20 protein-coding genes and 4 pseudogenes are annotated in these 23,634 nt (G+C 63.9%); 15 read left to right on the top strand and 9 right to left on the bottom strand.

What is annotated here, in order from left to right; all coding sequences use genetic code 11:
- Together AB4Z48_RS38410 and AB4Z48_RS38405 are read left to right on the top strand one after the other, a co-directional pair.
- On the top strand, positions 1 to 204 hold a 204-nt coding region (locus AB4Z48_RS38410; protein ID WP_441623793.1), incomplete at its 5' end, for a hypothetical protein.
- Between the two features lie 444 nt (positions 205 to 648).
- Positions 649 to 786 (top strand): hypothetical protein, encoded by a 138-nt coding sequence (locus AB4Z48_RS38405; RefSeq protein WP_441623791.1) that lies wholly within the window; start codon positions 649 to 651, stop codon positions 784 to 786.
- A 341-nt stretch (positions 787 to 1,127) separates the two neighbouring features.
- Here the strand turns inward: AB4Z48_RS38405 and AB4Z48_RS38400 are convergent, their stop codons facing one another.
- The 3 genes and pseudogenes from AB4Z48_RS38400 to AB4Z48_RS38390 all read right to left on the bottom strand — a co-directional run bounded on the left by AB4Z48_RS38400 (position 1,128) and on the right by AB4Z48_RS38390 (position 3,131).
- Positions 1,128 to 1,358 (bottom strand): hypothetical protein, encoded by a 231-nt coding sequence (locus AB4Z48_RS38400; RefSeq protein WP_441623789.1) that lies wholly within the window; start codon positions 1,356 to 1,358, stop codon positions 1,128 to 1,130.
- A 135-nt stretch (positions 1,359 to 1,493) separates the two neighbouring features.
- The gene (locus AB4Z48_RS38395; RefSeq protein ID WP_441623787.1) at positions 1,494 to 1,724 is read right to left on the bottom strand and encodes a hypothetical protein; all 231 of its coding nucleotides are present in this window, start codon (positions 1,722 to 1,724) and stop codon (positions 1,494 to 1,496) included.
- 300 nt (positions 1,725 to 2,024) lie between these two features.
- Positions 2,025 to 3,131 (bottom strand): annotated as a pseudogene (locus tag AB4Z48_RS38390) (IS5 family transposase).
- 371 nt (positions 3,132 to 3,502) lie between these two features.
- On the opposite strand from AB4Z48_RS38390, the pseudogene AB4Z48_RS38385 reads away from it, so the two are divergent.
- From AB4Z48_RS38385 to AB4Z48_RS38365, 5 genes and pseudogenes are all read left to right on the top strand, one after another.
- Positions 3,503 to 4,004, top strand: a pseudogene (locus AB4Z48_RS38385) (IS1595 family transposase); the annotation flags it as partial.
- Positions 4,005 to 4,574: 570 nt separating this feature from the next.
- Positions 4,575 to 4,829, top strand: a complete 255-nt coding sequence (locus AB4Z48_RS38380) for a DUF3309 family protein (protein ID WP_441623785.1) — start codon at positions 4,575 to 4,577, stop codon at positions 4,827 to 4,829.
- Between the two features lie 199 nt (positions 4,830 to 5,028).
- Positions 5,029 to 5,205, top strand: coding sequence for a CsbD family protein (locus AB4Z48_RS38375; protein ID WP_441623783.1), 177 nt, complete (start codon positions 5,029 to 5,031; stop codon positions 5,203 to 5,205).
- Between the two features lie 533 nt (positions 5,206 to 5,738).
- Positions 5,739 to 5,956, top strand: a pseudogene (locus tag AB4Z48_RS38370) (glycine zipper 2TM domain-containing protein).
- A gap of 33 nt (positions 5,957 to 5,989) precedes the next feature.
- Positions 5,990 to 6,136 (top strand): DUF3096 domain-containing protein, encoded by a 147-nt coding sequence (locus AB4Z48_RS38365; RefSeq protein WP_441623781.1) that lies wholly within the window; start codon positions 5,990 to 5,992, stop codon positions 6,134 to 6,136.
- Between the two features lie 216 nt (positions 6,137 to 6,352).
- Here the strand turns inward: AB4Z48_RS38365 and AB4Z48_RS38360 are convergent, their stop codons facing one another.
- A complete protein-coding gene (locus AB4Z48_RS38360; RefSeq protein WP_441623797.1) occupies positions 6,353 to 6,430 on the bottom strand; it encodes a hypothetical protein in 78 nt (25 codons plus the stop codon).
- Between the two features lie 576 nt (positions 6,431 to 7,006).
- Here AB4Z48_RS38360 and AB4Z48_RS38355 point away from each other — a divergent pair.
- Together AB4Z48_RS38355 and AB4Z48_RS38350 are read left to right on the top strand one after the other, a co-directional pair.
- Positions 7,007 to 7,399, top strand: coding sequence for a BON domain-containing protein (locus AB4Z48_RS38355; RefSeq protein WP_441623779.1), 393 nt, complete (start codon positions 7,007 to 7,009; stop codon positions 7,397 to 7,399).
- 37 nt (positions 7,400 to 7,436) lie between these two features.
- Positions 7,437 to 7,898: a PRC-barrel domain-containing protein gene (locus AB4Z48_RS38350; RefSeq protein ID WP_441623777.1), complete on the top strand. Its 462-nt coding sequence runs from the start codon at positions 7,437 to 7,439 to the stop codon at positions 7,896 to 7,898.
- Between the two features lie 67 nt (positions 7,899 to 7,965).
- Here the strand turns inward: AB4Z48_RS38350 and AB4Z48_RS38345 are convergent, their stop codons facing one another.
- Positions 7,966 to 9,051, bottom strand: coding sequence for an IS630 family transposase (locus tag AB4Z48_RS38345; protein WP_441623776.1), 1,086 nt, complete (start codon positions 9,049 to 9,051; stop codon positions 7,966 to 7,968).
- 125 nt (positions 9,052 to 9,176) lie between these two features.
- On the opposite strand from AB4Z48_RS38345, the gene AB4Z48_RS38340 reads away from it, so the two are divergent.
- Complete coding sequence (locus AB4Z48_RS38340; RefSeq protein ID WP_441623774.1) at positions 9,177 to 9,692, top strand: hypothetical protein; 516 nt, start codon at positions 9,177 to 9,179, stop codon at positions 9,690 to 9,692.
- A 708-nt stretch (positions 9,693 to 10,400) separates the two neighbouring features.
- Entirely contained in the window at positions 10,401 to 10,649 is a 249-nt protein-coding gene (locus AB4Z48_RS38335; RefSeq protein WP_441623773.1) for a hypothetical protein, read from the top strand.
- 69 nt (positions 10,650 to 10,718) lie between these two features.
- Here the strand turns inward: AB4Z48_RS38335 and AB4Z48_RS38330 are convergent, their stop codons facing one another.
- The 3 genes from AB4Z48_RS38330 to AB4Z48_RS38320 all read right to left on the bottom strand — a co-directional run bounded on the left by AB4Z48_RS38330 (position 10,719) and on the right by AB4Z48_RS38320 (position 19,753).
- Complete coding sequence (locus tag AB4Z48_RS38330) at positions 10,719 to 19,286, bottom strand: GH36-type glycosyl hydrolase domain-containing protein (protein ID WP_441623771.1); 8,568 nt, start codon at positions 19,284 to 19,286, stop codon at positions 10,719 to 10,721.
- 31 nt (positions 19,287 to 19,317) lie between these two features.
- The gene (locus AB4Z48_RS38325; RefSeq protein ID WP_441623795.1) at positions 19,318 to 19,437 is read right to left on the bottom strand and encodes a CsbD family protein; all 120 of its coding nucleotides are present in this window, start codon (positions 19,435 to 19,437) and stop codon (positions 19,318 to 19,320) included.
- 157 nt (positions 19,438 to 19,594) lie between these two features.
- Positions 19,595 to 19,753 (bottom strand): DUF3309 family protein, encoded by a 159-nt coding sequence (locus AB4Z48_RS38320; protein WP_441623769.1) that lies wholly within the window; start codon positions 19,751 to 19,753, stop codon positions 19,595 to 19,597.
- 360 nt (positions 19,754 to 20,113) lie between these two features.
- On the opposite strand from AB4Z48_RS38320, the pseudogene AB4Z48_RS38315 reads away from it, so the two are divergent.
- Positions 20,114 to 20,766, top strand: a pseudogene (locus AB4Z48_RS38315) (Crp/Fnr family transcriptional regulator).
- Positions 20,767 to 20,900: 134 nt separating this feature from the next.
- Here AB4Z48_RS38315 and AB4Z48_RS38310 read toward each other — a convergent pair.
- Positions 20,901 to 21,413, bottom strand: coding sequence for a hypothetical protein (locus AB4Z48_RS38310; protein ID WP_441623767.1), 513 nt, complete (start codon positions 21,411 to 21,413; stop codon positions 20,901 to 20,903).
- A 408-nt stretch (positions 21,414 to 21,821) separates the two neighbouring features.
- Between AB4Z48_RS38310 and AB4Z48_RS38305 the strand changes: the two genes are divergently transcribed.
- From AB4Z48_RS38305 to AB4Z48_RS38295, 3 genes are all read left to right on the top strand, one after another.
- Positions 21,822 to 21,950, top strand: a complete 129-nt coding sequence (locus tag AB4Z48_RS38305) for a DUF3309 family protein (protein ID WP_441623765.1) — start codon at positions 21,822 to 21,824, stop codon at positions 21,948 to 21,950.
- Between the two features lie 101 nt (positions 21,951 to 22,051).
- On the top strand, positions 22,052 to 22,399 hold the full coding sequence (locus AB4Z48_RS38300; protein ID WP_441623763.1) for a hypothetical protein: 348 nt from the start codon (positions 22,052 to 22,054) through the stop codon (positions 22,397 to 22,399).
- Positions 22,400 to 22,534: 135 nt separating this feature from the next.
- Positions 22,535 to 23,005, top strand: coding sequence for a Spy/CpxP family protein refolding chaperone (locus AB4Z48_RS38295; RefSeq protein ID WP_441623761.1), 471 nt, complete (start codon positions 22,535 to 22,537; stop codon positions 23,003 to 23,005).
- Positions 23,006 to 23,634: the final 629 nt, after the last annotated feature.

The following is a 23,634-nucleotide window of genomic DNA, read 5'->3' as shown; positions in this document are numbered from 1 at the left end:
GCCGCGGTGCGCGGCGGCGCCAATACCTGGATGCAGGGACTGGGCCCGGYGGCCAACGTCAATGTCAACGTCAACCAGAACATCSYCCAGCTGCAGAGCRTCAACGTSAACACGCTCAACAACGTCGGCGTGATCGGCTCCGGCCTCGGGCTGGCGATCGATGTCAATCCTTCGCAGTGGGCCGCCACTCACACCAAGGTTTGAGCGATATGCGCTCCGCCCCGTGGAAACCCCAAGGTTTCCACGGCCAGCGTAGATGCGAAGGCACGATCCAGGGTGTAAAACCGCAAGGAACGCGTCGTGCGACAGACCACCGCTTTGGAAGGTACCTATCCGGCGCTTGAGGTCACGACGGTAGATGCCAACGTCGTTGCCGCAAGCAAGGCCCCAACTGGCAGGCCGGCGAGCCTGGTTCTCCGTGCTCGACGATCGGCAACATCACATGAGCATCCAGTCGCGCCCGTTTCACTCCCAGCAGTTCGGCGATCTGTTCATCGGGCAATCAGCTCAGCAGCGCTGCGACTGCCTGCGCCCCAGCCCAATGGCCGTCGCTGCCCGACGGCGAGCACCAAAACTTGATCGGCCTTCAGAGCCACCAAGCATAGATCCTGCGCTGCTTATGCTGTGGCCGACCCGCGCCTGCCCGCAGTGAACAACAAGCTGATCGCGATCGCCGAGGCAATGGGCACCACCCTGCTGCTGGCCGAGTCCGGCGAGACGTTCATGCAGTCGGCCACTCCGGTGTGCGTGCGGTCGATGGCCGGAGCGCTATCGGTGAAACGATAGCTATACCGAGAGCCCATTTCGAAATGCGAAGCGCTTGTCGCGCAGTATCGGCTTGGTTCTGCGCCGCCCCCGCTGCCTGCTCAGTCGCAGGAAGCGCTCGTTCCTCGCGTATCTCCGCTCGCTGACTGTCGATCCTATCGAGATAGGCGCGAGCGTTCTCTAAACGCCTGTCGCCGAACGTGTGGTGCGCTACATGCTGCCGGAATTCGTCCTCGCTGTGTTTAGCAATCCACTCGCGTCTTTCGGCATCGGTTTCGAAGTTCGCCATGGCTTGCCCCCTGTCGTGCCGAAGGATCGTAGCACGCGAAGAAAGCGAGACTGATGGGGATAGCGGGGTGAGATCAACCAAGCGCAAGAAGCACGTCGATCGCTCCCTCGCCATAGTGTAATGCGGCCTGCTCGGCAGCTACCTCGGTGAAGTAATCGCAATGGTCCGACGCGGGGCCGTAGATGGCGTCGTCATCGGGGTCGGCTTTGTATCGGATTTCGACTGCATACCCCCATTTCTGACCAGGCGGCGGCCTGGCGCCTGGGATGCCTACAATCCAGAAGGTCATGACATGGATGTACATCCCGCGATACTCCTCGGATACCCATGCTGCGCGGTCTCCCAAGGCCGTCTCCCTAGTTGGTTTCGCAGAATTCTAGCGAATGATGGGGACCGGGTGAGTAGAAAACCGGACGTGGATCGCGGTATGTGCCTATTCCTACACGCCCAGAATAACGTCCACCGCAGCCCTGCCTGCTACTTCGGCGACGAGATGTGCCCAGCGGCGCGAGAACGGACCGCCGTGGACTTTGATTCGCTTGCCGATTGCGGCAACGCCTGGAGGCTTTATCGGGCCTTCGATCTGGAACCAGACATCGAACATGTCTTCCGAAGTGGTCACCAAGTAAACATGAAGGTCGAATCCACGGTATTCGGTAGTGCGTTTCATGACTATTCCCCGAGGTTGATAAGGATCCTAGCATGACGCTTGACCACTGCTCCCAAGGCGACTGCCGCACCGTGATGCGCACCTGATCGCCGCCAGCGTGCGCTTGCAGTGCATCGTCACCAGCCCGCCGTACCTGGTGCTAGCAGGCTGTTGAAAAGCACTTTGGCACAAAGGGCGTAGCGCAGCTACACACGACTCGACATGCAAATGACCGCTGAATTCCTACCCTGCCATGCAATTGGGCGCCCCAATTCCGGGGCGCGCCAGCATGGCGCCGTGCGGCAGCCCAGCTTTGGCGGCTCATTGCACTGTTCCTCGCGGCACCGCACCCAGTATTCGTGCGATTCGGGTCAGATTGCTGGCGATCATCGTCAGCTTGAAGTGTTGGTCCACGCGTTCGAGGCCACGATATACGGTTTGGCGAAGCCGTCCGACCGTCTTGCCCCAGCCAAAGTGCTCTTCGATGCGTTTGCGGATGACCTGGCTCACTCGGTATCCCTCGTGCCGCGAGGTACGGCCATCGATTGCGCTGCCGCCAGCTCGCGCGTCGTTGCGCGCTACATGAGGTGTCACCCTGCGCGCTCGGCAGTCCTGAACAAAGTCGTGCGTGTCGTAAGCCTTGTCCGCACCGATCGTCTTGGCATGATTGCCAGGCATGCAGTCGAGCAAGCGCAATGCGCTGGCACGTTCGGCAAAGCCATCGGCGTGACTCACAACCGCGCCGACCACCAGGCCGGAGCGGTTCTCCATCAGAATGTGCCCCTGATAACTGAGGATGGCCGGGCTCTGGGCACTCTTCTTGTACAGCCGCGCACTCGGGTCGGTGCTCGATTCGTGGGTTGCATTGCTGCGCCGCTTACCCTTCCAGTCGGCCTCGGCATTGCGGCCGCCGCCTGCGGGCGGGGTGTCATCCGTGTCGTCCTTGGGGCGAAAGCTCTTATGGCTGGCCCATGCCTGAATCAGCGTGCCGTCGACCGAAAAATGGTCCTTGGACAGAAGGTTATGCCGGTCGGCCACGCTCGTCACCTTCGTGAAAAAGCTCTCGATTACCTTGTGCTCAAGCAACCGATCACGGTTCTTCGAAAAGACTGAGTGGTTCTACACGTCGTCTTCCATCGCCAGGCCAACGAACCAACGAAACAGCATGTTGTAGCGCATTTGCTCCATCAACATGCGCTCGCTGCGCACGGAGTAAAACACTTGCAACAGCAGTGCACGCAGCAACTTCTCCGGCGCAATCGAGGCACGTCCGCTGTCGGCATAGATGGTGCTAAACAGCCCGTTGAGATCCTTCAGTGCGTCGTTGACCAGCAGCCGGATTGCTCGCAATGGATGATCGGCGGGGACGAGGTCTTCCAACTTAACCGTCGTGAACAACGTCTCTTGCATCTCATCCATTCCACGCATCGCATCCGCCACCCGAGTTTATGAACACGATATCCATAACGTCTGGCGCCAAATCCCCGTTTACTCGGGGGCTAAATTCAACAGCCTGCTAGAGCGCGCGGCATGAAATCAGTTCTCAACCTCATGCCAGCCGGCGAAGCTGTTGTTCTTATCGTTCTCGTACGTCCATTTCGTCCCGCAGGTCGAGCAAGTGAACGACGTCTTGGTGACAGCCGCCTTTCCGACGGGACTGAATTTCTCACTTCCGGTTTCCACAAGGGCATCGTGCCCTCGTTCCCCTCGCCTATCCGTGACGATAGAACCGCAAGCATTGCACTTCGCCATGGCCGTCTCCCAAGAAAGGAATTGATCCTAGCATGACCAAGGAACGTCACTGTGGCTTGCTTGGTGAGCCGTACCGTTTTGCTAGTCGCGCCGGCGTTTTCCGTTGTCGCTATTGCACACGCGACACGAGCCTCACTGCTGGCACCGTCATGGAACGCACGCACACGCCGCTGTCGGTTTGGTTCTGGGCAGAGTATCTGGTCGCCAGTCAGACGCCTGGCATGTCGGCCGTTCAGTTCCCGCGCGACTCGGCCTGTCGCGCTACGAGACCGCCTTTCAGATACTCCACGAGTTGCCGCCGGCATGGTGCGCCCCGACCAGGATCGGATCAGTGGCAAGCCTGAGGAACACGTCGAGGCCGATGAGGCCTGCGTCGGTGGGCGGACTCGCGGCAAGGACAGGGGCGTGCACGCCATGGTTCTTGTGGCCGGCGCCGTCGAGGTCCGGCAACGCAAGCTTACCGGCAGCCGCAACATACGCACGTGCGCACGGTATGCCAGACGAGTTCGGCTCGCTCTGGTTCCTGACAGAAGTGCCCGGTCGCTGGGCGTAAGGTGGTTGGACTTCGGATCATGCGTGATGCTCATGACTGCATCTCCCCAGACCGAGCGGGTTGAAATAACAACGTGGACGTCAACGTCGAGGGTGACCAGAGCTTGATCTTGCCCAGCGTCTGTCCAGAGCCAGACCATTTGGGCGCGCCGGCATTTGGTGCGGACAATCACCATGGATCCGCCTCGCCCCAGCAGAACGCCCGGAGCCATCAAGGTCCGCATGGCGGCCACCATCAGAACAGCCACCGCGATCAGCACAATACGTACTACCGCAGCGGCAGCAGTTACTACCACGGCGTATACCGCGATCCTTATGTCTACGCCCCACCGCCAGTGACCTATGTACCGAGGCGACGCCGGGAATCAGTCTCTTCTTCCCCCTGCAGTTTCGTTGAGCAGGAGGAGTGGCGGAATGCCGGAAATTTCCTCTCTCATGCGTACGGCACCGGACTGACTCCATATTCCGCCACAACTATGCTTTGGGACGGATGAGGACGTATCTATCGATACAACGTAGCAACAGCGAGTACTTCAGCGAATCCCCCGAATCGGTGTTCAAGATTCCATGGCAAGGCCATCGACAACGCGATCCGCTAGAACGGCTGCCATCCGCTTGGTTCAATCAGCGGAAGGCATGTTTTTGCAGAACCAGGAGCGCATCATGTCACTCGGAATCATACTGTTGATTGTTTTGGCTGTCTTGCTCGTGGGGGCAATGCCCAATTGGTCGTACAGCAACGGCTGGGGCTACGCGCCATCAGGCACACTCGGAGTGCTTCTTGCTGTGCTCATTGTCCTGTTGCTGCTCGGCCGACTCTAAGGCGGCCATTCTGGAGCATGCCGCGCCAAGAGCCGGCCATGCACGACAGGCGCATGGCCGGCTCGCTGAATCAGCGAACTCCAATCTGAGGAGCACGCGTGCAATCAGGCACGCGCGCGGTGGCAACGCGGTTGCCACCGCCATCCCGCGGCCGGATCGCCTCAGCATCCGGCTCGCAACACCAATGAAGAGGTACATTATGAACAAGGACCAAGTGAAGGGCCGGGTCACAGAGGCCGCCGGGAAAGTCAAGGAAACCTTCGGCAAGGTGACCGGTAATAAGCAAACGCAAGCTGCGGGGACCCTGCAGAAGGAGATTGGCAAGACGCAGGCAGCGTATGGCGACGTCAAGGCGGATATCAAGAAGACGGACTAAAGCAATACAGAGAGGACAAGCACCCGAGCGAGCGCACGGCCGGCGGGATGACAAAGGTGACCAGTCGGCCGGCCGCCGTCCCCTCGCCCCGGCTTTTCCCCGTTTCATGCCGGTGCCGGGAGACACCTATGTTGGACATCATGCTGAATCAGTTCCCGCTCATGGAGCTGGAGGCTTTCCGCGAGACCTGTCTGCGCAACGGGGTCGCACCCGATGGATCTACCGTGACAGCGGTTGAAGACGCAGCAGGCGGGCACGAGGGCGCAGCATCTCGGTACGCTTCGGCAGGGACATCCGCCAGTACGATGGAAGCCAGACCGCCCAATGGACTGGCGATTTCGAGGACGACCTCAGATCGCGCGTGTTCGGCTGAGTTACCCTGGGCCCGCGTACGGCAGCGGACCGACTTCCTGTGGTCAGTAGGAAAATATTGGCTTGGCACAGGCAGGCGACCAGGCCTTTGCAGCCGGACGCCCGGGGCCCATGGAACATCCATACCCGGCTCCCCGCGTGGCCGCAGGAGGTAGCAAGAAATGAAACACACACAGACATTCCTCAAACGGACGGCAATCCTGATCGCCGCCCTTGGCATCGTCTCCTGCAGCGGCACGACTCGGCGAGACACCGATACCGTAGCGGGGGGGCGGGCATCGGGGGCGTCGCGGGTGCAGTGCTGACCGGCGGCAGCGCCCTGGGGACTGTCGGCGGAGCCGCCGTCGGCGGCGTCATCGGCAATCAGGTCGGCAAGTAGCGGCGGCAGCGCTGCCAATCCCATGGAGCTATCGTGAACTTCATCACCGGCGCCGGACCGCTTATTTCGCTGATAGCCGGAATCCTGATTCTTGTGATTCCACGGCTGCTCAACTATATCGTCGCCATTTATCTCATTGTCATCGGCCTGCTCGGACTGTTTGGCGCACATCTGCGCTGAGCGGACATGGGATCCTGCTTCCTACCGGATTCCCGCCGGATCATTCCAGCCCCCTGAGCGGCCTCGGCACCTACGGCCTTGGTTTCGTGACCTTCGGTATCTGTGGCTGGCTACTGGGCGCCCTAATCGGCGCCGCACTTCCGCGACTGCGGCCGGCTCGTCAAACTACGCTCTTGTTGCAGGGCGAGCTCATCATGATCGTCGGTTGCAAAGCCTCTAAGCGCCGAGCGCATTGCGCTGGAAATGGCCCGAGGCGTCGTAGACGCTGACAGACCAGAATGCGCCGGCCGGCACGGTGGGGACGTCGAGACGGTAGCTCGTCGTGCCATCGTTGCGCCTGGGCGTGACGATCTGGTAGAAGGCGTCTCTCTCCGGAATGCCGCCTCAGGCGATGGCACTGCCATGAGGCGGCGCACCGGATCGACCTCCCCGCTCCCGCCAAACATTACCATCCCCAAGCCAGCTCAGGATAAACCATCACACTGTGATCTTGGTTTTGGCTTGCATGCGATCTCCGGCGTTGCTGTTTGCGATGGCCCTCCGCAGAACGGAGGGAATGGCCGCATTCGCCACCATGAACGACTGGTTCTTCGGGCTGGAGGTCAATATCTGGCGCCACTGTAGGCGCCCGCCTACAACGTGAACGGCACCGTGCACTTGCGGGCGATGCCTGTTCGGCCCGTGACGCTACGCCTGCAATATGCAGGCCCGCGTGTCCGCCATCGTACCGACTGGATGGCAAATCGGTGCCAGCCTCAATCTGGCGGATACCGTGATGATGGAGAGAAATCCATCCCCACGCCACGTCGGGCGGCCGCTGTTTCCGGCAGGGCTTGCACGCCGTGCCGCACTCGTGTCCGCAGTCACTGATTGAATCGCATCGAGGTAACCAAAGTGAAAACCATCCATCCCGTCAAGTTTGCGGCCGGTGTCGCCTGCATCGCGCTCGCGGCTAGCCTCTACGCTCCGCTGGGCCACGGGGCCACGGGAGGCGCGGAGGCATCGCTGACAAACCCCAACCCCACCCATGAGACGATGAGCGAAAGCGTCAGCGATACCGCCATCACCACCAAGATCAAGGCAAGCCTGCTCGAGCAAAAGAACCTGCACTCGACGAGCGTCCACGTTCGCACCCGCGAGGGCGTGGTGCGCTTGACCGGCAGCGTCCCGTCGACAAAGCAAAAGCAGACCGCAGCCGACGTCGCCAACGCCACCAACGGCGTGAAGTCGGTGGAGAACCACCTCGTCGTCCGCAAGCTGTGAAGCGTCGGCGGAACCCTTACCATTTCTGGAGCAGATCATGAATCTGAATGARCTAGACCGCAACAGTGGCGGCCCGCGTGCCTCCATTGTCGGCGCGAACGACCCGAAAAACTCTGGGCCCGGCCCTTTCGTGATGGCGGCCGACACGCTGGAAGGCAATACCGTCGTCGGTCCGGGTGGTGACAAGCTCGGCACGGTCGATCACATCATGCTGGACGTCGGCGGAGGACGTATTGCCTATGCCGTGGTGTCCTTCGGCGGCTTCCTCGGCCTTGGCGAGAAGCTGTTTGCCGTACCGTGGTCCGCACTGACCCTTGACACCCAGCGCAAGAGCTTTGTGCTTGGTGTTGACAGGGCCATGCTGGAGGCGGCTCCGGGCTTCGACAAAGACCATTGGCCCAGCATGGCGGATCCGCAATGGGGAACCACCATCCACGAGTACTACGGCGCCTCACCTTATTGGAAGGACTACCGGTACGAAAGGGAGGCTCAGCCCTGACTGCACAGCGGTCCTGAGGTTTTCTCCATCATGCTCCGGCGAACTGCGTCAAACCTCCCAGACCGCGTTAGTGCAGTGTTCCATTCTGTTTGGAACTTAAGCGGCGGTTAGCGCGAATGACCTTCTGCAGGATATCGCGAGCGCTCTTGGTCCAGATGAACGGCTTGGGGTTGGTGTTGTGGTGAGCGATGTACTCATTGATGGCGGCGATCAGTTCCGGCACGCTGGTGAATACCCCCCGGCGAAGTCGCTCGGTTGTGATGTCGCGAAAGAACCGCTCGACCATGTTCAGCCATGATGCCGAGGTGGGCGTGAAGTGCATGTTGAATCGCGGATGCTTGGCCAGCCAGTCCTGCACGGCAGGATGCTTGTGCGTGGCGTAGTTGTCGGCGATCAGATGCAGCGTTTTGTCCTTGGGCGTCTCGCGGTCGATCTTGCGCAGGAATTTCAACCACTCGCTATGACGGTGGCGCTGCTGGCACTGGGCGATGACCTGGCCATCGAGCACGTTGAGCGCGGCAAACAGCGTGGTCGTGCCGTTGCGCTTGTAATCGTGCGTCATGGTGGCCGCGCGCCCCTTCTTCAGCGGCAGCCCGGGCTGTGTGCGATCCAGCGCCTGCACCTGGCTCTTCTCATCGCAGCACAGCACCAGCGCGTGCTCGGGTGGCGACATGTACAGGCCAACGATATCTTCAAGCTTCTCGACGAACTTCGGATCGCGCGACACCTTGAAGCCGCGCACGATGTGCGGCTTCAACCCGTGGGCGTGCCAATGCCGCATGACGGTGCTGGCGCTCACGCCCAACTCGGCGGCCATCTTGCGCGTGCTCCAGTGCGTGGCCGCCACGGGCTTGGCTTGAGTGGTCAGCTCCACCAGCCGCGCCGTGTCCACCTTCAATGGCGGCGCACCGCGCGGCAAGTCGCGTTCAATACCGGCCAGCCCCGATTGCGCATACCGCTCACGCCAACGCGAGACCTGCACGCGTCCGATTCCCAACTGCTCGGCGATGTCCTTGTTCTGCATGCCGTTGGCGGCCAGCAGCACAATGCGTGCGCGCTGCGCCAGCCTCACGCTCGTGAGCTTCGACTGAACCAGCCGCGTCAACTTGGTTTGCTCCTCGTCGGTCAACAGGATCTCGGGGGCAACTCGCACTCGCTCTCTCCACGTTTTGTCGCTGTAGAGCAATAGTCTCATATAAGTTCCACCAAGAACAGAACGCTACATTAGCACCGCGTCGCCTTCGACCCGGTGAAACCGCTTTCTTGCTAGGTGAAATCATGCGCACCGTACTGTATTTCCGACTTCGCGACGCCACGACCGCGCGGAGAATCCAGTCGGGGCTTGCCGAGCTTCCCGTCTCTCCCGTGTGCATCAAAGGTCCATGGTTCATCCAGCATGACGGCCAGCCAGTCGAAGGGTTGCGCAATGCCGCCACCCAGACCACGCATCGCGGCGAATGGGAGGCAGCAGGCTTCCTGAGCGGCGTAGCGCTAGCGATCTATGCGACCCTGTCCCTGGGCACCTCGGCCGGTACATTTGCCACTGTGCTGGCCTGCGTAGCGGCCGGTGCACTGGGCGGACTGGCGGGGGCGTGGCCGGGACGAAAGCTCGACGGATCGATCTGGCGCGGCGCGATCGCCCGGCAACGGACCAGCCTTGCACAAGGCGAGATACTGCTCGTCACCAGCTGCGCCAGGCGGACGAAGGAGTCTCTCAAGCTCATGGTCAATGCCCTGGGCGGCGAGAGCGTTGAAGAACGCAATGAGGCCTTGCCGGATTTCCGCTGGAAGTGATGCATCGGCAAGGAGAAAGACCCTTCGCCTGGGTCTTGCTTGCCGCAGGGCCTCTTAGCCTGTACTTTGCCGTGGCGCAGCCTAGGTATGCTGCCCGTGCGGCGCCACGGGACACTGGCATATGACCGCGTCAGTGCATCCTTCGCGCGCTACCCGCCGACCTGATTGCCGACAACCCTCCAACTGCGGCGCCGGCCACGGTGCCTAGCGCGCTGCTGCCGGTCAACACTGCCTCCGCCACGGCACCTCTCCCGGGCTCGCCACAGTATCCGTGTCGCGCCTGGACACGCCGAGCACACTCACCACCGTTGAGCGCAATGGATAAGCTCAGAAAAATGACGCCCATTTGGTTGCCTTTCACTTTGATATCTCGATTTACTGGTTTCCGCCCCGGACGGAGGCCCTGAGTGGAAGCGACGATGCAGACTGCCACTGCCAGCCTGTTTTGAGGTTGCGTCCGCGTGTCGGTCCGGCAACGTAACGGTGTGCAAAGCGAAGCAGCGCGCCGCGCTCCAGGCTTGTTTCGGTGGCCTGTCCAATAGCGTACCGACACCGCGCTTTTGTCGGCGCGATGATGACTGGTCGCGATGATGACGCCCCGCAATGAAACGCCACCGTCCTCCCTTGGCAGCCCCCTTACGGCCGACGTGGTCCGGTGATCCGGCGGGCCACTCATCCACGCGTCGCTGGTCTCTACAGGAGAATGACATGCAAACTTACCGCTGGCTTTGTGTTGCGGCGCTTTCAATTATGCAAATGGGTTGCTTATCGACGCCCGGCGTATACGGCGGCGAGGGCGGGGATGGTGACCATCACCGTGGACCGGACGAGCGGTATGATAGTCGTCCGAACGGCTCCGTCTATCGCCCTGGCGAGCGCCAGCGAGTCAACTCGATGGAACGGGTCAGTGATGACAGGAAGCAGGAATCCGGCATGAAAAATGGATGGATACAATAGGCAATGACAAGCAATCGCGAGCGATGACGCTCCCAATGCCCCTTCTCTGCCTGCAAATGGCTCGCGCGCTCATGCAGTTGCCGGCGGAATGCATAGCAACAGTTCGTGCCGGCCATCCTCGAGCGGCACGCGCACTCCACCGCCCGCCACGGTAACTGGCAGGCCATCGCGGAGCGCGTGTGGCACGCCGGTAGCCGCCTGGACGCGGATAGCGTAGTAGCAGGCGCCCAGCTTGACGGTCGCTTCAAACCCCGGCCACGCGGCCGGCATCGCGGGGGCAACAACCAGCCAGGCCCCTTCCCTCCGGATGCCAAGGATGCCTTCCATGCCCGCGCGATGCATCCATCCCGCTGCGCCGGTGTACCAGGTCCATCCGCCACGCCCGACGTGGGGCGCCACCGAATAGACATCGGCCGCAACCGCATACGGCTCTACCTTGTAGCACTCTACGGCTGCGGCTGTCCGTGCGTGGTTGATCGGGTTGAGCATCGAGAACAGCTCGACGGCTTTTGTACCGGCGCCAAGCCTGGCGAACGCCAGAACCGACCACATCGCTGCATGGCTGTACTGGCCGCCATTCTCGCGCACCCCGGGCGGATAGGCCCGGATGTAGCCAGGGTCCGGCCCCTCCCGGTCGAAGGGTGGCGAAAACAGCAGCGCCAGCCCATCCTGGCGACGCCACAGATACTGCTCCATCGACGCCATCGCGGTTGCCGCGCGCGCGGGATCCCCCGCCCCCGACAGCACGGCCCACGACTGCGCGATGGCATCGATCTGGCACGCCGCGCTCGACTTCGAGCCTAGCCAGCTGCCATCGTCGAAGGTGGCGCGGCGGTACCAGCCGCCGTCCCAGCCGTGCTGCTCCAGCGCTTCGCCCAGCAATACGGCATGCGCGCGCCAGTCCCGGGCACGGCCGGCGTCGCGCGCCTCGGCATACGGCGTGAAGAGCGTGAGCGTACGCGCCAGCAGCCAGCCCAGCCATACGCTCTCGCCCTTGCCGGCGGCCCCGACGCCGTTCATGCCATCGTTCCAGTCGCCACCGCCCATCAGCGGAAGCCCGTGTTCTCCGGTAAGCGCCAGGCAGCGGTCGATGCCCCGGGCGCAATGCTCGAACAGCGATGCCGATACTGCCCCGGTCAACGGCTGGAAGAAGGCATCGTGCTCACCGGCCTGCAATACCGGGCCGTCGAGGAAGGGCACGGACTCGTCGAGCACGGCCGCATCCCCCGAGGCGGCGATGTAGGTGGCCACCGCGAAGGCAAGCCAGACGCAGTCGTCGGAGATGCGGGTGCGCACGCCCTGCCCGCTGTGCGGCAGCCACCAGTGCTGGACATCGCCTTCGGCGAACTGCCGAGCGGCGGCACGCAACAGATGGTGCCGTGTCGTGGCCGGGCTGGCGAAGGTGAGCGCCATGGTGTCCTGCAACTGATCGCGAAAGCCGTAGGCGCCGCTGGCCTGGTAGAACGCCGAGCGCGCCCAGATACGGCAGGCAAGCGTCTGGTACAGCAGCCGGCCGTTGAGCATGATGTCCATGGCGCGGTCCGGCGTGCGGACCTGCACCGCACGGAGCAGGCCGTTCCAATGCCCGGTCACGGCATCGAGCACGGCGTCGAGATCGGCTGCGCGATAGCGGGCGACCAAGGCGCTCGCCTCGTCCTGCGAGCCGCACTGCCCCAGCAGCGCGACGATTTCTACGGTTTCGCCGGCGGCAAGCTCCACGAAGCACTGCAAGGCCGCGCAGGGATCGCGCCCCGCACCGATGGCGCCCGACAGCGGTGCAGGGCCGAGCAGCGCCGCCGGCGCGGCAGGCGCGCCGTTGCGTCCGAGGAATTCGGTACGGTCAGCGGTCCAGGCCACCTGCCTGCCGCCGAGATCGGCGAAGGCGACCCGTCCCGGGAACGCGGTGCTCCAGGGATTGCGTGCCAGCATGGCACCAGTGGCGCCGTCGATCGCAGTGGCGATGAACGGAGCCGAAGCGCTACGGAAGGTGCCAAGCACCCACTCTGCGAACGCCGTCACCGAAAGGCGGCGGCGGCCAGCCGACAGGTTGCGCAACGTCAGGCGGGAGATCTTGACCGGATCCTCCAGCGGCACGTACTGAAGCAATTGCGCCGAGATGCCGTTGGCCTCGTGCGCAAAACGGCTATAGCCATAGCCATGGCGCGCCGTATAGGCATTGCCGTCGCGGATGGGCTGTGCCGTGGGCGTCCACAGATCGAGCGTCTCTTCGTCTCGGATGTAGATTGCTTCGCTGGCCGGGTCCAGCACCGGATCGTTGGACCAAGGCGTGAGCTGGTTCTCCCGGCTGTTCTCCGCCCAGGTGTAGCCGCTGCCTTGCGCAGAGACCTGAAAGCCGAACGACGGATTGGCGATCACATTGAGCCACGGCGCAGGCGTCGCGACCTCCCCGGTGAGCTCGATCACATACTCGTGCCCATCCTTGTCGAAGCCGCCCAGTCCGTTGAAGAACTCCAGCGGGGCTGTGACCCGCGCTTGCGTGGGGGGTACCGGCGAGACGGAGACAGGCGGGAAGGCCAGGCGCGAAAGCCACTTGCGACGATCGGGGGCCGCACGGGCAGGCGCCTCGGGCAGACGGGCAAGCTGCTCGGCAACGGAGCCGCGGCGCGCGACCAGCGCGACACGGGCAACTGACTGGAGCAACTCGCGCGCCTCGATCCGCATCATGTCCGCGCGCAACGCGTATACCGCCCCACGGCCAAGCCCGTCACCCAGGCGGGGACGCGACTGGCTGCTGCGCACCGCCGTGTCTATCGCGACCTGCAGGTCCTGGGTGTAGGAGGAAGCGCGTTCGTTGACGATGACGAGATCAACACCAAGGCGCTTGAGCCGCCAGTATTCGTGCGCACGCAGCAGCTGGCGCACTTGCGCCATGTCTTCGATATCGTCGATGCGCAACAGCACGATGGGCAGGTCGCCGGAGATCGCGTGCGGCCAGAGCCCCGACTGCGGCCCCGCGCCAGCGAGGATGGCCTCCGCCGGGCTCCGGAAGCGGACATCGGAATACAGGATCGGCGCCGCCAGGCGCTGGAAGTCCGCCGCCTCGCCAGCCTTTGCGTCGAGATAGCGCAGCTGGACCTGGGCCTGGGTCCACGCCAGGGTCTTGGCACGCTCGAACGCGCTGCGGTCGTGGTGCTTGTCGATGAGGACCATCAGTTCGGCACGCGAGGGCGCCACCAGCGTCCAGAAGGCAACCCGGGCAACGCCGCCCGGCGCTACCCTCACGCGCTGCCGGAGAGAAAAGACAGCATCGAGGACCACGCCGGTGGTATTCGACAGCGGCTGCCCGCGTCCCATGCCGCCAGGTGCCCGGGCCGCCGGGCCAGTCCCGAGAAAACGCGCGCGGTCGGTTTCATGCTGGAGATCCGCGATCACGTCGCCTTCGGCCACCGTGAAATGCGCGGCCCATATGCGCGGCTCCCCGTCGGAGCGCGGGCGGCGCGTGGCAATAAGCGCGCCGAACTCCGGCAGGTACTCGGTCTCTACAAACAGTTTGGAGAAGGCGGGATGCGCATCGTCGGCGGACGGCATGGCCAGGACCAGTTCCGCATAGGAGGTCAGTTCGATCTCACGTGGGCGGCGGCCGCTGTTGGCCAGCGATACGCGCCGCACTTCGCCGTCGTCCTCCCCGGAGACCAGCACATCGAGGGTCGTGGCCAGGCTATCGTCGCGGCGGATGAACTCGGCGTGATCCTCGGCGAAGACGACCTCGCAGCCTGCGTCTTCTTCGTCGGCCTTGCGTTCTCCAGGCTGCGGGCTGGCAGACCATACCTTGGCGCTTTGCGTATCACGCAGGAAGATGAAAGAGCCGGCATCGTCGCGCGTTGCATCCTCCCGCCACCGTGTCACGGCAAGATCGCGCCAGCGGCTGTAGCCTGCGCCGGTGGTCGTCAACATTACGGCGTAGCGGCCATTCGAGAGCAGATGCGTGACGACGGCGCCGGTGGTGGCGCCCGGGTACCTGCGCACCGTCGAATCCTCGTGGCCCGCCTCGCCCCTGGACGCCTTCACCTCCTCGGCCCGCGGATGGGAAATGGCAACGTTGCGCGGCATGCGCTCCTGCAGCAGGAGTTCCGTGGCCTGAATCATCGGTTCGCGGTGGAAGCGCTCGCGCATCTGCCCCGCATGCAGCGTGTTGGCGATCGCGACGATGGTCATGCCCTGATGATGCGCCATGTAACTGCGGATGATCGCGAACTCCTCGTCCTCCGGCAAGCGGGAGCGCGTGAAATCGACCGCTTCATAGAAGCCGTATCGCCCTTTCGCCCCCATGCCGGCTAACCGCACGTAGTTACGCTGGGCCGCTTGCGGATCGACCATGGCCGCTAGCGCGGTCGCGTAAGGTGCAATCACGACGTTGTCCGACAGACCGCGTTTGAGCCCGAGTCCTGGTACACCGAAGTTGGAGTACTGGTAGGTGAACTCCATGTCGCGCGCGTTGTAGGCCGACTCGGACACCCCCCACGGCACGCCCAGCAAGCGGCCGTAGACCTGCTGGCGCTCCACCACCAGCCGGTTGGTCTGCTCCAGCAGGCTGCCGCCCGGCGCGCGCATCACCAGAGACGGCATCAAATACTCGAACATGGACCCAGACCAGGAGATCAGCGCCGAACCGTTGCCCAGCGGCGTGGCCGTGCGGCCCAGGTGGAACCAGTGGCGCGTGTCCACGTCGCCCTTCGCGATGGCGAACAGGCTGGCCAGCCGCGCCTCCGATGCCAACAGGTCATAGCAGCTCACGTCGAGGCGGTTGTCCTCCTGCGAATAGCCAATCGACAACAGTTTGCGCTCGCGGTCGAACAGGAACCCGAAGTCCATCGCCAGCGCCATTTCGCGCGCCTCGGCTGCAAGTGCCTGCAGCCGCGCTGCGAGCTCGCCCGGCGCCGCGGCGCTATGAAGCCGGTCCTGCTCGTGCTCAGCCATGGTCTTGCGTAACGCTTCGACCCAGAACGCAAGGTCCGCGAGGCTGTCATCGCCCGCCGCCGGCAAGATCGCGCGGGCCGTCATGGTGGCTTTTTCCGTCAGCCGCCTGAGCGTGGGCGACAGCGTGCCCATGGGCTCCGTGCCGGCGAGCCGGGTTTCGATGTCCTCGATCAGCCCGCCCAGGACGCCACCCCGCTCCCCGCACGGCGTGGCAAGGCTGGCAAGGGCTTCGCGCGCGAGCCTGATCGTGTCCATCATGCCGGGCCGGAAGTCCGGCACCGCCGCGGAATCGGTCCATTCCTCGCAGGCATTGGCCAGCACGATCAGGTGGCCGGCCAGGTTGCCGCTGTCCACCGACGAGACATAAGCGGGCGTCAGCGCGCGCAGGTCCTGCGTGTCATACCAGTTATAGAAATGCCCGTGTAAGCGCGGCAGCTTGCGCATGGCGGCGAAGGCGGCTTCCAGGCGCTCGACCGTCGCCACGGTGGCGCTCCAGCCAAAGTCACGCGCGGCAACGGCGGAGAGCAGATAGAGGCCGATATTGGTAGGCGACGTCCGGTGCGCCACCACGGGCCGCGGCCGTTCCTGGAAATTGTCGGGCGGCAGCATATTGTCCGCCGGTGTGACGAAGGTCTCGAAATATCGCCAGGTGCGGCGCGCCGTCAGGCGCAGGTCGCGCGTGTCCGGCCCCGACGCCAGCAGGTGCCGGGCCACCGTCGGGGAGCGGCTGACGCCTAGGGCCAGCGCCGGTGCTGTCAGCCAGAGCAGCCCCAACGGCAGCAAAAGCGGCCAGGAAGGCCGCGCAAAGGCTAAGGCGCCCGCCATCATGGCTAGCGTCAGGGCGACCCCGCCTCCCATTTTTAGATAGAAACCGGTAAGATCCAGCCGTGGACTGCTCATCGACTGCGCGGCTGTGGTCCACTCCAGCAAATGGCGCCGCGTGAAGCGCAGGCGTACCAGGGTTCTTAAGATGGCATCGCCCATCCGCCAAGCCTGGTCGGGCAGGAACGCAAGTGTGAGCAGCACCTGCGTGGCCGCGGCGTGCAGATCCGCCGTCAGCATCCGCAGGTGGTTGCGCATCTGGATGCCCGCGCGATGCGGGACCAGCGAAAACAAGCCAGGAAAGAACGCGGGAAACGCGATGGCGGCGAGCAGCATCCCCGTGGCCCACAGTCCGGTTGCCAGTGGCAGCAGCCAGCACACGCCCAAAGCCAGCAGCAGGACGGGCGTCAGCAAGGCGCGACGTAGGTTATCCAGCATCTTCCAGCGGCCCAGCATCGGCACCGCCTCACTGCCGGCGCGGCCCTTGAAGATCCAGCCGAGAAGCTGCCAGTCACCGCGCGTCCAGCGGTGCTGGCGTTTGGCGGCAACATCATAGCGCGACGGGAAATCCTCGACGACTTCGACATCCGAGGCCAGGCCGGCGCGAGCGAACACGCCCTCGAAGAGATCATGGCTGAGCACCGCGTTTTCCGGAATGCGGCCGTGCAACGCGCGCTCGAAAGCATCTACGTCATAGATGCCCTTGCCGGTATAGGAACCTTCGCCGAACAGGTCCTGGTAGACATCGGACGCGGCGGCCGCATAAGGATCGATACCACCGGGCGCGGAGAATATCCGCTGAAAGACGGACCCCTCGCTGCCCACCGGCAGCGAGGGCGTCACGCGCGGCTGTAGCACGGCATAGCCGCCCACGATGCGTTGCAGCCGCTCGTCGAAGCGGGGCCGGTTCAGCGGGTGGGCCATCTTGCCGATCAGCCGCAGTGCCGCATCGCGCGGCAGGCGTGTGTCGGCGTCAAGCGTGATGACGTATCGCACCCCGGCGGGTACCTGCGGCGGCTCACCGTTGGCACCGACATAGCTCGTGTCGGTGGCGCCGCGCAGCAGCCGGTTGAGTTCATGCAATTTGCCGCGCTTGCGCTCCCAGCCCATCCATGTCTGCTCGCTGGCGTTGAAGATGCGGCGGCGGTGCAGCAGCAGGAAGCGATTGCCCGCAGGACCCGGCCCGTGGCGGCGATTCAGTTCCTCGATCGCATCCGCGGCCATGGCCAGCAGCGCCGAATCGGCCGACGCCGCTTCCTGGTCCGCATCGGCGCCGTCGGTCAGCAGGGCGAAGGTCAGGTCACCGCCGGCACCGGCAAGGTGGTGCACCTCCAGGCGCTCGATCTGCTCCCGCAAGCTGGCTTCGCTGACCAGCAGCGTCGGCACAGCGACCAGCGTGCGCAACGATGACGGCACGCCATCCAAAAGCTCAAGACCGGGCAGGATGGACGCGCCAAAGCTCCAGACCATCACGCGGTTGACCAGCGTGGTCGCCACCTCGCTGGCCGGCACAACGCAGATGACGCCGATCAGCGCCAGCCAGCCAGCCGCGAGCCCGGGATCCGGCACTGAGGCCAGCACCCAGAGGAAGGCGGCAAGCACACCGACGGTGGCAAGTAGGATCGCGCCCACATAGCCGCCAATGCCGAGAGCGACATTGATGCGGCTGAAGCGAAGGCGAGGCGGCGGGCGAAAGCCGATAGTCCGCTCGAGGGCGAGCCGCCCCTCTGCAATGAGGTGATAGCCGGGATCGCCGGTGCGCTCGGCCTGCGCTGCGCTGGTGGTACCCGCCACCGCAGCGTGCGCGGCCGACAGGGCGATGTCCGCAATAGCGAGCTCCGATACCGGCGAGCCCCGTGCCAATTGCTCGATAGCGCTGCGGTAGAGATTGCGCGTGGCAAAGTCCATTGCCGCAAAAGCGCTCCCCGCACGTAGCCGCTGGTCAACCAGGCTCACGCTCTCGAACAGCTCCGCCCAGTCGATATCGGAAATCAAGCGCATGCTGGTAATGACGTTGCGCACGGTCACGTTGGCCGCGCCTTGGCGCTGCTGCGCGCGCCGCACGACGCCGTCGATCGACGCGCCCTGCCGGCCAAGCCGCTGCTCCAGCCACCCGAGCGTGGGCGTGGTTCTCGGATCCTGGTCCCTGAGCCGCTTCGCCAGCTGCGCGGCGAACAGCTCCGAGAGGGGCGATGCCGAGCGCGAGGCGATATCGATATCGAGTGCCGAACCGGCGCAACCTGACACGAGCAGCTGCTTCGATAGTTGGTCAGCATCGGCGCGTGCGACGCGACCAGCGGTGATCTGCTCCGCCAGTCGACGCAGATTCTCCACCAGGACAATGCGCAGGGTGATGGCGACCGCCCACAGCTCGCCGATGGTCAGGGGCTGGACACGTTGATAGGCGGCAATGAATCGGCGCAGTGTGTCCGGGTCAATATGGCTGTCGGTATGCGCCACGAAGGCCCATGCCAGCCCGAATATCCTGGGATACCCGGCAAACGGCCCTTCGCTCAGCTTTGGCAGCTGGCGATAATATCCGGTGGGCAGGTCGTCACGGATCTCGCGGATCTGCGCTTCCACCAGATGGTAGTTGTCGAGCAGCCATTCGGCCGCGGGCTCCACGCCCCTGCCGCTCTCCAGTTCCGCCGCGCTGGCACGATAGGCTGCGAGCAGGACCACGGCATTGTCATTGAGACGGCTGCGCAAGGACGGCACCCGCGGCGGCTTCGGCGTGACCGGCTGCGCCGAGGCGAGGCTTTGCGCATGCTGCTCCAGCCGTTCGGTGCCGAACAACTCCTCGCGCACCGGTGCCGTGTTGTTCCATGGTGATGCGGTTGAAGGGAAATCGAACGTACGGAGCAGAGCTGAATACATGAACGCCTTTGAGATATTGGCTGCGGCACCGCTACGGTTGCTTGCGCTGTTCTTCCTTCGCGTCTCCGTAGGAAGCCTGTACCTCGCCGACAAGCTGTTCGACCTTGCCTCTGAGTTGGGTTGTCTTGCGTCCGGTGGTCTTTCCAAACATTTCCCTCAGTCTTCCCTTCGCCTTCTCGAGGCGGCCCTTCACCTGGCTTATATTCATGACACCGCTCCTTGATGATGGCGGCCGGCCGGCCAATCGCGCGCCGGGCGTCACGCGCGGCACAACTCTGGCTCGCGCGCCCAAGTCTGGCCACGGCCGCCTAGAAGCGGTCCATCAGCACCAGCACTAGCACCACGATCAGCAATGCACCCAGCACGCCACTGGGCATGTAGCCCCAGGAGCGACTGTGCGGCCACGTCGGCATGGCGCCGAGCAGGACAAGCACGAGCACGACCAGCAATACGGCGGTTCCTAGCATGGAACACCCCTTCCCCGACTCCGCGTTGGCCAGGTCGCCGTTGCTCTCCGCCAAGGGGCCTGAATCATCGAGCCCGACGCGTAGTCGGCCGCGTTACCTGAATGGATCTGACCCCCTTGCGATCAATGTGCCATCGAGAATGGGGATTGTCGGTACGCTGACGGACACTACTGCCGGCGGACACCCAGCAACGGCGCGGGACCAAGTGCCGCCGAAAACCGTGTCGCCATCACCCCACCCTCCTGACAACGCGCTGGACTATATTTTTTAGCGGTGGCACGGTTGTTCGCGCGACGAAGATCCGCGCGCATTGCCGCCAATATGCCGGATCTTTCATTTGGCCGGCGCCGGAGGCGCGACATGAGTATCTTGGATGAGCCGAAAACTAACCATCTGCGAGCAGTACTGCCTGAAGAGACTGGTTGCGCCTTGAACGGCACCTCGATTTCACTGAACTGCCCCTGCGGCACGTGGTCTACGAGTCCGGCGATCAGCTGGGGGCGGCGTACTTTCCCACCAGCGCGATCGTATCGCTGCTCTATGTGATGGAAGACGGATCATCGGCCGAGATCGCCATTGTCGGCAACGAAGGGATCGTCGGCATTGCGCTGTTCATGGGCGGCGAAACCACGCCGAGCCGCGCCATCGTGCAAAGCGCCGGCTACGGATACAAGCTCAATGCCAAGCTCTGAAACAGGAATTCGCGCGCGGCGGCCCGGAGCGGCGCCTGCCGCTGCGATACATCCAGGCCCTGATTACCCAGATGGCTGCCGACCAAAGAACTGACGATGACGCAGGAGTGGATCTCCAACATGCTAGGCGCGCGGCGCTCCGGCGTCACCGACGCGGCGCTGAAACTCCAGAACGCGGGCCTGATCCGCTACAGCTATGGCCATATCTCGGTGCTCGACCAGCCGGCGCTAGAAAAGCACGCGTGCGAATGCTACGCCGTGGTGAAGAAGGAGTTCGACCCCGAACTTGCCGGCCGTCTGAGAAAGCCGCGCCGTCCCTAGAACCGCGGCTTCGAGGTATCCCCCGCGCCCTTCGCATTGGCATAGTCAAGCACGGCCTCGCTCGTGGGCGCCAGCGAACAGACTCGAAGAGGCTGGAAGCTTCAAACGTGCCGCGACGCGTAGCGTCATCGGGTTCACCTGAGATGGGGCAGCAGGTCCCCATGTTCTTCGACGCCGACGCCCCCCGATCCGCACAGCACCGATCGCACCTTTCCCTTCTCCGCAGTCTTGCAGCCGACGACCATCAGGATCTCGCCCTCGGACAAAACGGCTGCGTGCCGTGCCAGATGTGGCCGCACAACCCGGCTTCCGGCCAGTCCCCCGAGGCACCAGCCGGCTATCCCGCCGATGACAAAGCCAACACAATACGCGGCGATGCCGACCAGCAGTGTGGCCCGGTCACTGTAGTATCCGGCGATTACCGCACCCAGCAGCGCGCAAATCGCATACCCTGCGGTCGCCCCTTCACGCCGGAAGGTGATATGTGTGGCATCGACAGCGGGAAATCCCTTCACCGGCCTGAACGCCTCGCCGAAGAACCACGGACCCGAGACATGGGCGGGTGGCTGCCCAAGCGGAAGCAGGCGGTCCCACCCGGCTTTGGCCGAAACGGCATCCTCGAAGCGAAAGTACAGAAGGGAACGCATGGCGGCACCTCGACGTCTCGAGCATACCGGCTACAGGCCTCGGCCCATCCGCTGCGTTATCGCAGCCGGTGTTGTCGATCGATAGGCCATGTATGCGCGGGCACCGGCGACGCGTCTGTCCGGTGCCGGACATGACCAATGCCTGGAACCCCTTATCGAGGGGGGGACAATGCCCGGACATAGTCCGGGCTATCTCGATCCCATGGCGGCCGGCACTCGGCCCGGCTGCATCGGCGGCGGCACCGCCAGCCACCGTGAATCGATTCATACCGCGGGGGCGCATGTCCGCCATCGTACCGACACGCAGGCGCTACCGTGCCAACCTTCATCTATGGGCGGGCCTGGTGCCCCCCCGTGCTGGCAGGCCGATGAGAGCCTCGCCTCGGCAAGGAATTGCGCGAGAGAACCATGCTAGGTGTTCTGGTGGTCGTCGTATTGGCGATGACTTTGGTGGCAGTCGTGTCAGTCTGGCACCATAGCCGTGTATGGGGCTATATGCCGGCAGCGTGCTGGGGACATTGCTACTCGTGGTGTTGATACTTGCCTTCTTCGGCAGGATCTGAAGGCGGGCAGTGTCCCTCTACGGAGGAGGCACCGCCGGCGACGCCCATGCCGTGCGCACGGGCAGGGAGTATTCCATGCAATCCGGGATATCTGGTATAGCGGTGGTAACCTATCGCACTGCGCCATCCAGTTGGTTCTTCGCCGAGGTCGATGGGACATGGATCTACCGTTTCGGCCCATTTAGCAGCGCGAAGGCCCTCGATGACGTCCTTACGGTGATCTACGCAACGCCGCCGCAGCGGGCCGCGATCGCGCCGGTGGGCGAGTGCGACGATGCTGTCGTGCTGCTTGCCGCCGCCGCGCTCGCAGCGCCATCGCCGCCCGGACGGAGGATGCCAGCATCGGCGGGCACGGTGACTGGGTGGCGCACCTTGCTGCACAGACTGCATTTTCGCGGCGCGCCGGAGATCGTCATCCACTGACAGTGGTGGTATATGCCCGGGCCATCGGCTTGACCGCGCCCCGGCGGCAATCTCCTCCCTGCCCTGCCGCCGTCGCGCGCCGCCGAGGCATCTGCGATCCCCCGGCGCGCTCATCCCACCCAAAAGAGATCACTCATGGCATTCGTCTTCCCCCTCTTCCTCCCCAAGACACCCCTCGCACTGCCAACTGCTATCGCTGCAGCGCTGCTGGAGCTACCCACCCCGGCCAGAGAGGTGCCAGCCGCCGCACACCGGGTGCACTGGACGCGTCCCGACCGGATGGAAACGCATATCCGAGAGCTGCATATGCAGCTCCGCATCACAATGTCGCAGCAGGATCACTGGCAGAAGATCGCGCAGGTGATGCGCGGCAACGCCGGCACGATGGCGTCGCTGCACCAGCAGCGCAGCACCGCCGCCAGGGATATGACGGCCCCCGGCGATCTCAACGCCTGCCGCACGATCGCCGAGGTGCATGCCGAAGGCATCCGCAAGCTCGCATCCGTGTTCCAGGCGCTCTACGACAGCATGTCGAAGGTGCAAAAGCAGAACGCCGATATGGTCTTCCTCAGCCGGCAGATACGGCCCGCATCCAGGCAAGGCTGACCCTGGCATGCCGCGAGCCAGCGTTGTCGATTCGCGCGTCCGGCACCGGACAGACGTTGTCGCGCCTGCGCCCTATTCCTGCGAGTGCCGTCCTTGAGGCGAGCATGCGGGGCCTGCGCGCACCGCAATCGGTCCCCCGCGTCCCATTTCTCCCGGCAGCACGAAACGGACTATCTGGCCTACAACGGCTATGCCGACCACTGGAGCGGCGCAGGCGTCCGGGACGGACTCCTCTGTCTCCAGGCGAAGTGGCAGCCGGCTACAGCGGACCGGGGCAGAGCCAGCGCGAGGGGGACGGCACGCATCTGCGCAGCGCGCAAGCCATTGCGCACTATGCCATTCATGCCTGGACGGTGACATCGGCCACATGGAAGGCTTGCTCACGGTCTCGCTCGACCTGTCCCGCGAAGTCCTAAAGGCCGCGCCGCGCTACGATGACGAAGCACCCTGGACCAGCGGCAGGAAGCCGGCATTCATCAGCACTAGTACAACATCCCGTAAATAGATTTAATAATTATCAGGCTGTAGGTACGGCTCCAGGAGCGTGACGACCACCTGGGCCATCTCGTCGAGCGAGCCTGCGCCTGGCAACGGCTCCCAACGCCCACTATGGTTGCGAAAGGCGGCGC

The organism is Cupriavidus sp. 2TAF22 (assembly GCF_052115045.1).
Lineage (GTDB): Bacteria > Pseudomonadota > Gammaproteobacteria > Burkholderiales > Burkholderiaceae > Cupriavidus.
This window is presented reverse-complemented; position numbering and strand designations above follow the sequence as displayed.

Excerpts from the sequence above, each read along its gene's own strand:
- AB4Z48_RS38300 (WP_441623763.1), top strand. The coding sequence starts at position 22,052 with ATGCAATCCGGGATATCTGGTATAGCGGTGGTAACCTATCGCACTGCG.
- AB4Z48_RS38295 (WP_441623761.1), top strand. The coding sequence starts at position 22,535 with ATGGCATTCGTCTTCCCCCTCTTCCTCCCCAAGACACCCCTCGCACTG.
- AB4Z48_RS38380 (WP_441623785.1), top strand. The coding sequence starts at position 4,575 with ATGGCAAGGCCATCGACAACGCGATCCGCTAGAACGGCTGCCATCCGC.
- AB4Z48_RS38375 (WP_441623783.1), top strand. The coding sequence starts at position 5,029 with ATGAACAAGGACCAAGTGAAGGGCCGGGTCACAGAGGCCGCCGGGAAA.
- AB4Z48_RS38395 (WP_441623787.1), bottom strand. The coding sequence starts at position 1,724 with ATGAAACGCACTACCGAATACCGTGGATTCGACCTTCATGTTTACTTG.
- AB4Z48_RS38330 (WP_441623771.1), bottom strand. The coding sequence starts at position 19,286 with ATGTATTCAGCTCTGCTCCGTACGTTCGATTTCCCTTCAACCGCATCA.
- AB4Z48_RS38340 (WP_441623774.1), top strand. The coding sequence starts at position 9,177 with ATGCGCACCGTACTGTATTTCCGACTTCGCGACGCCACGACCGCGCGG.
- AB4Z48_RS38335 (WP_441623773.1), top strand. The coding sequence starts at position 10,401 with ATGCAAACTTACCGCTGGCTTTGTGTTGCGGCGCTTTCAATTATGCAA.
- AB4Z48_RS38310 (WP_441623767.1), bottom strand. The coding sequence starts at position 21,413 with ATGCGTTCCCTTCTGTACTTTCGCTTCGAGGATGCCGTTTCGGCCAAA.
- AB4Z48_RS38325 (WP_441623795.1), bottom strand. The coding sequence starts at position 19,437 with ATGTTTGGAAAGACCACCGGACGCAAGACAACCCAACTCAGAGGCAAG.
- AB4Z48_RS38320 (WP_441623769.1), bottom strand. The coding sequence starts at position 19,753 with ATGCTAGGAACCGCCGTATTGCTGGTCGTGCTCGTGCTTGTCCTGCTC.
- AB4Z48_RS38400 (WP_441623789.1), bottom strand. The coding sequence starts at position 1,358 with ATGTACATCCATGTCATGACCTTCTGGATTGTAGGCATCCCAGGCGCC.
- AB4Z48_RS38305 (WP_441623765.1), top strand. The coding sequence starts at position 21,822 with ATGCTAGGTGTTCTGGTGGTCGTCGTATTGGCGATGACTTTGGTGGCA.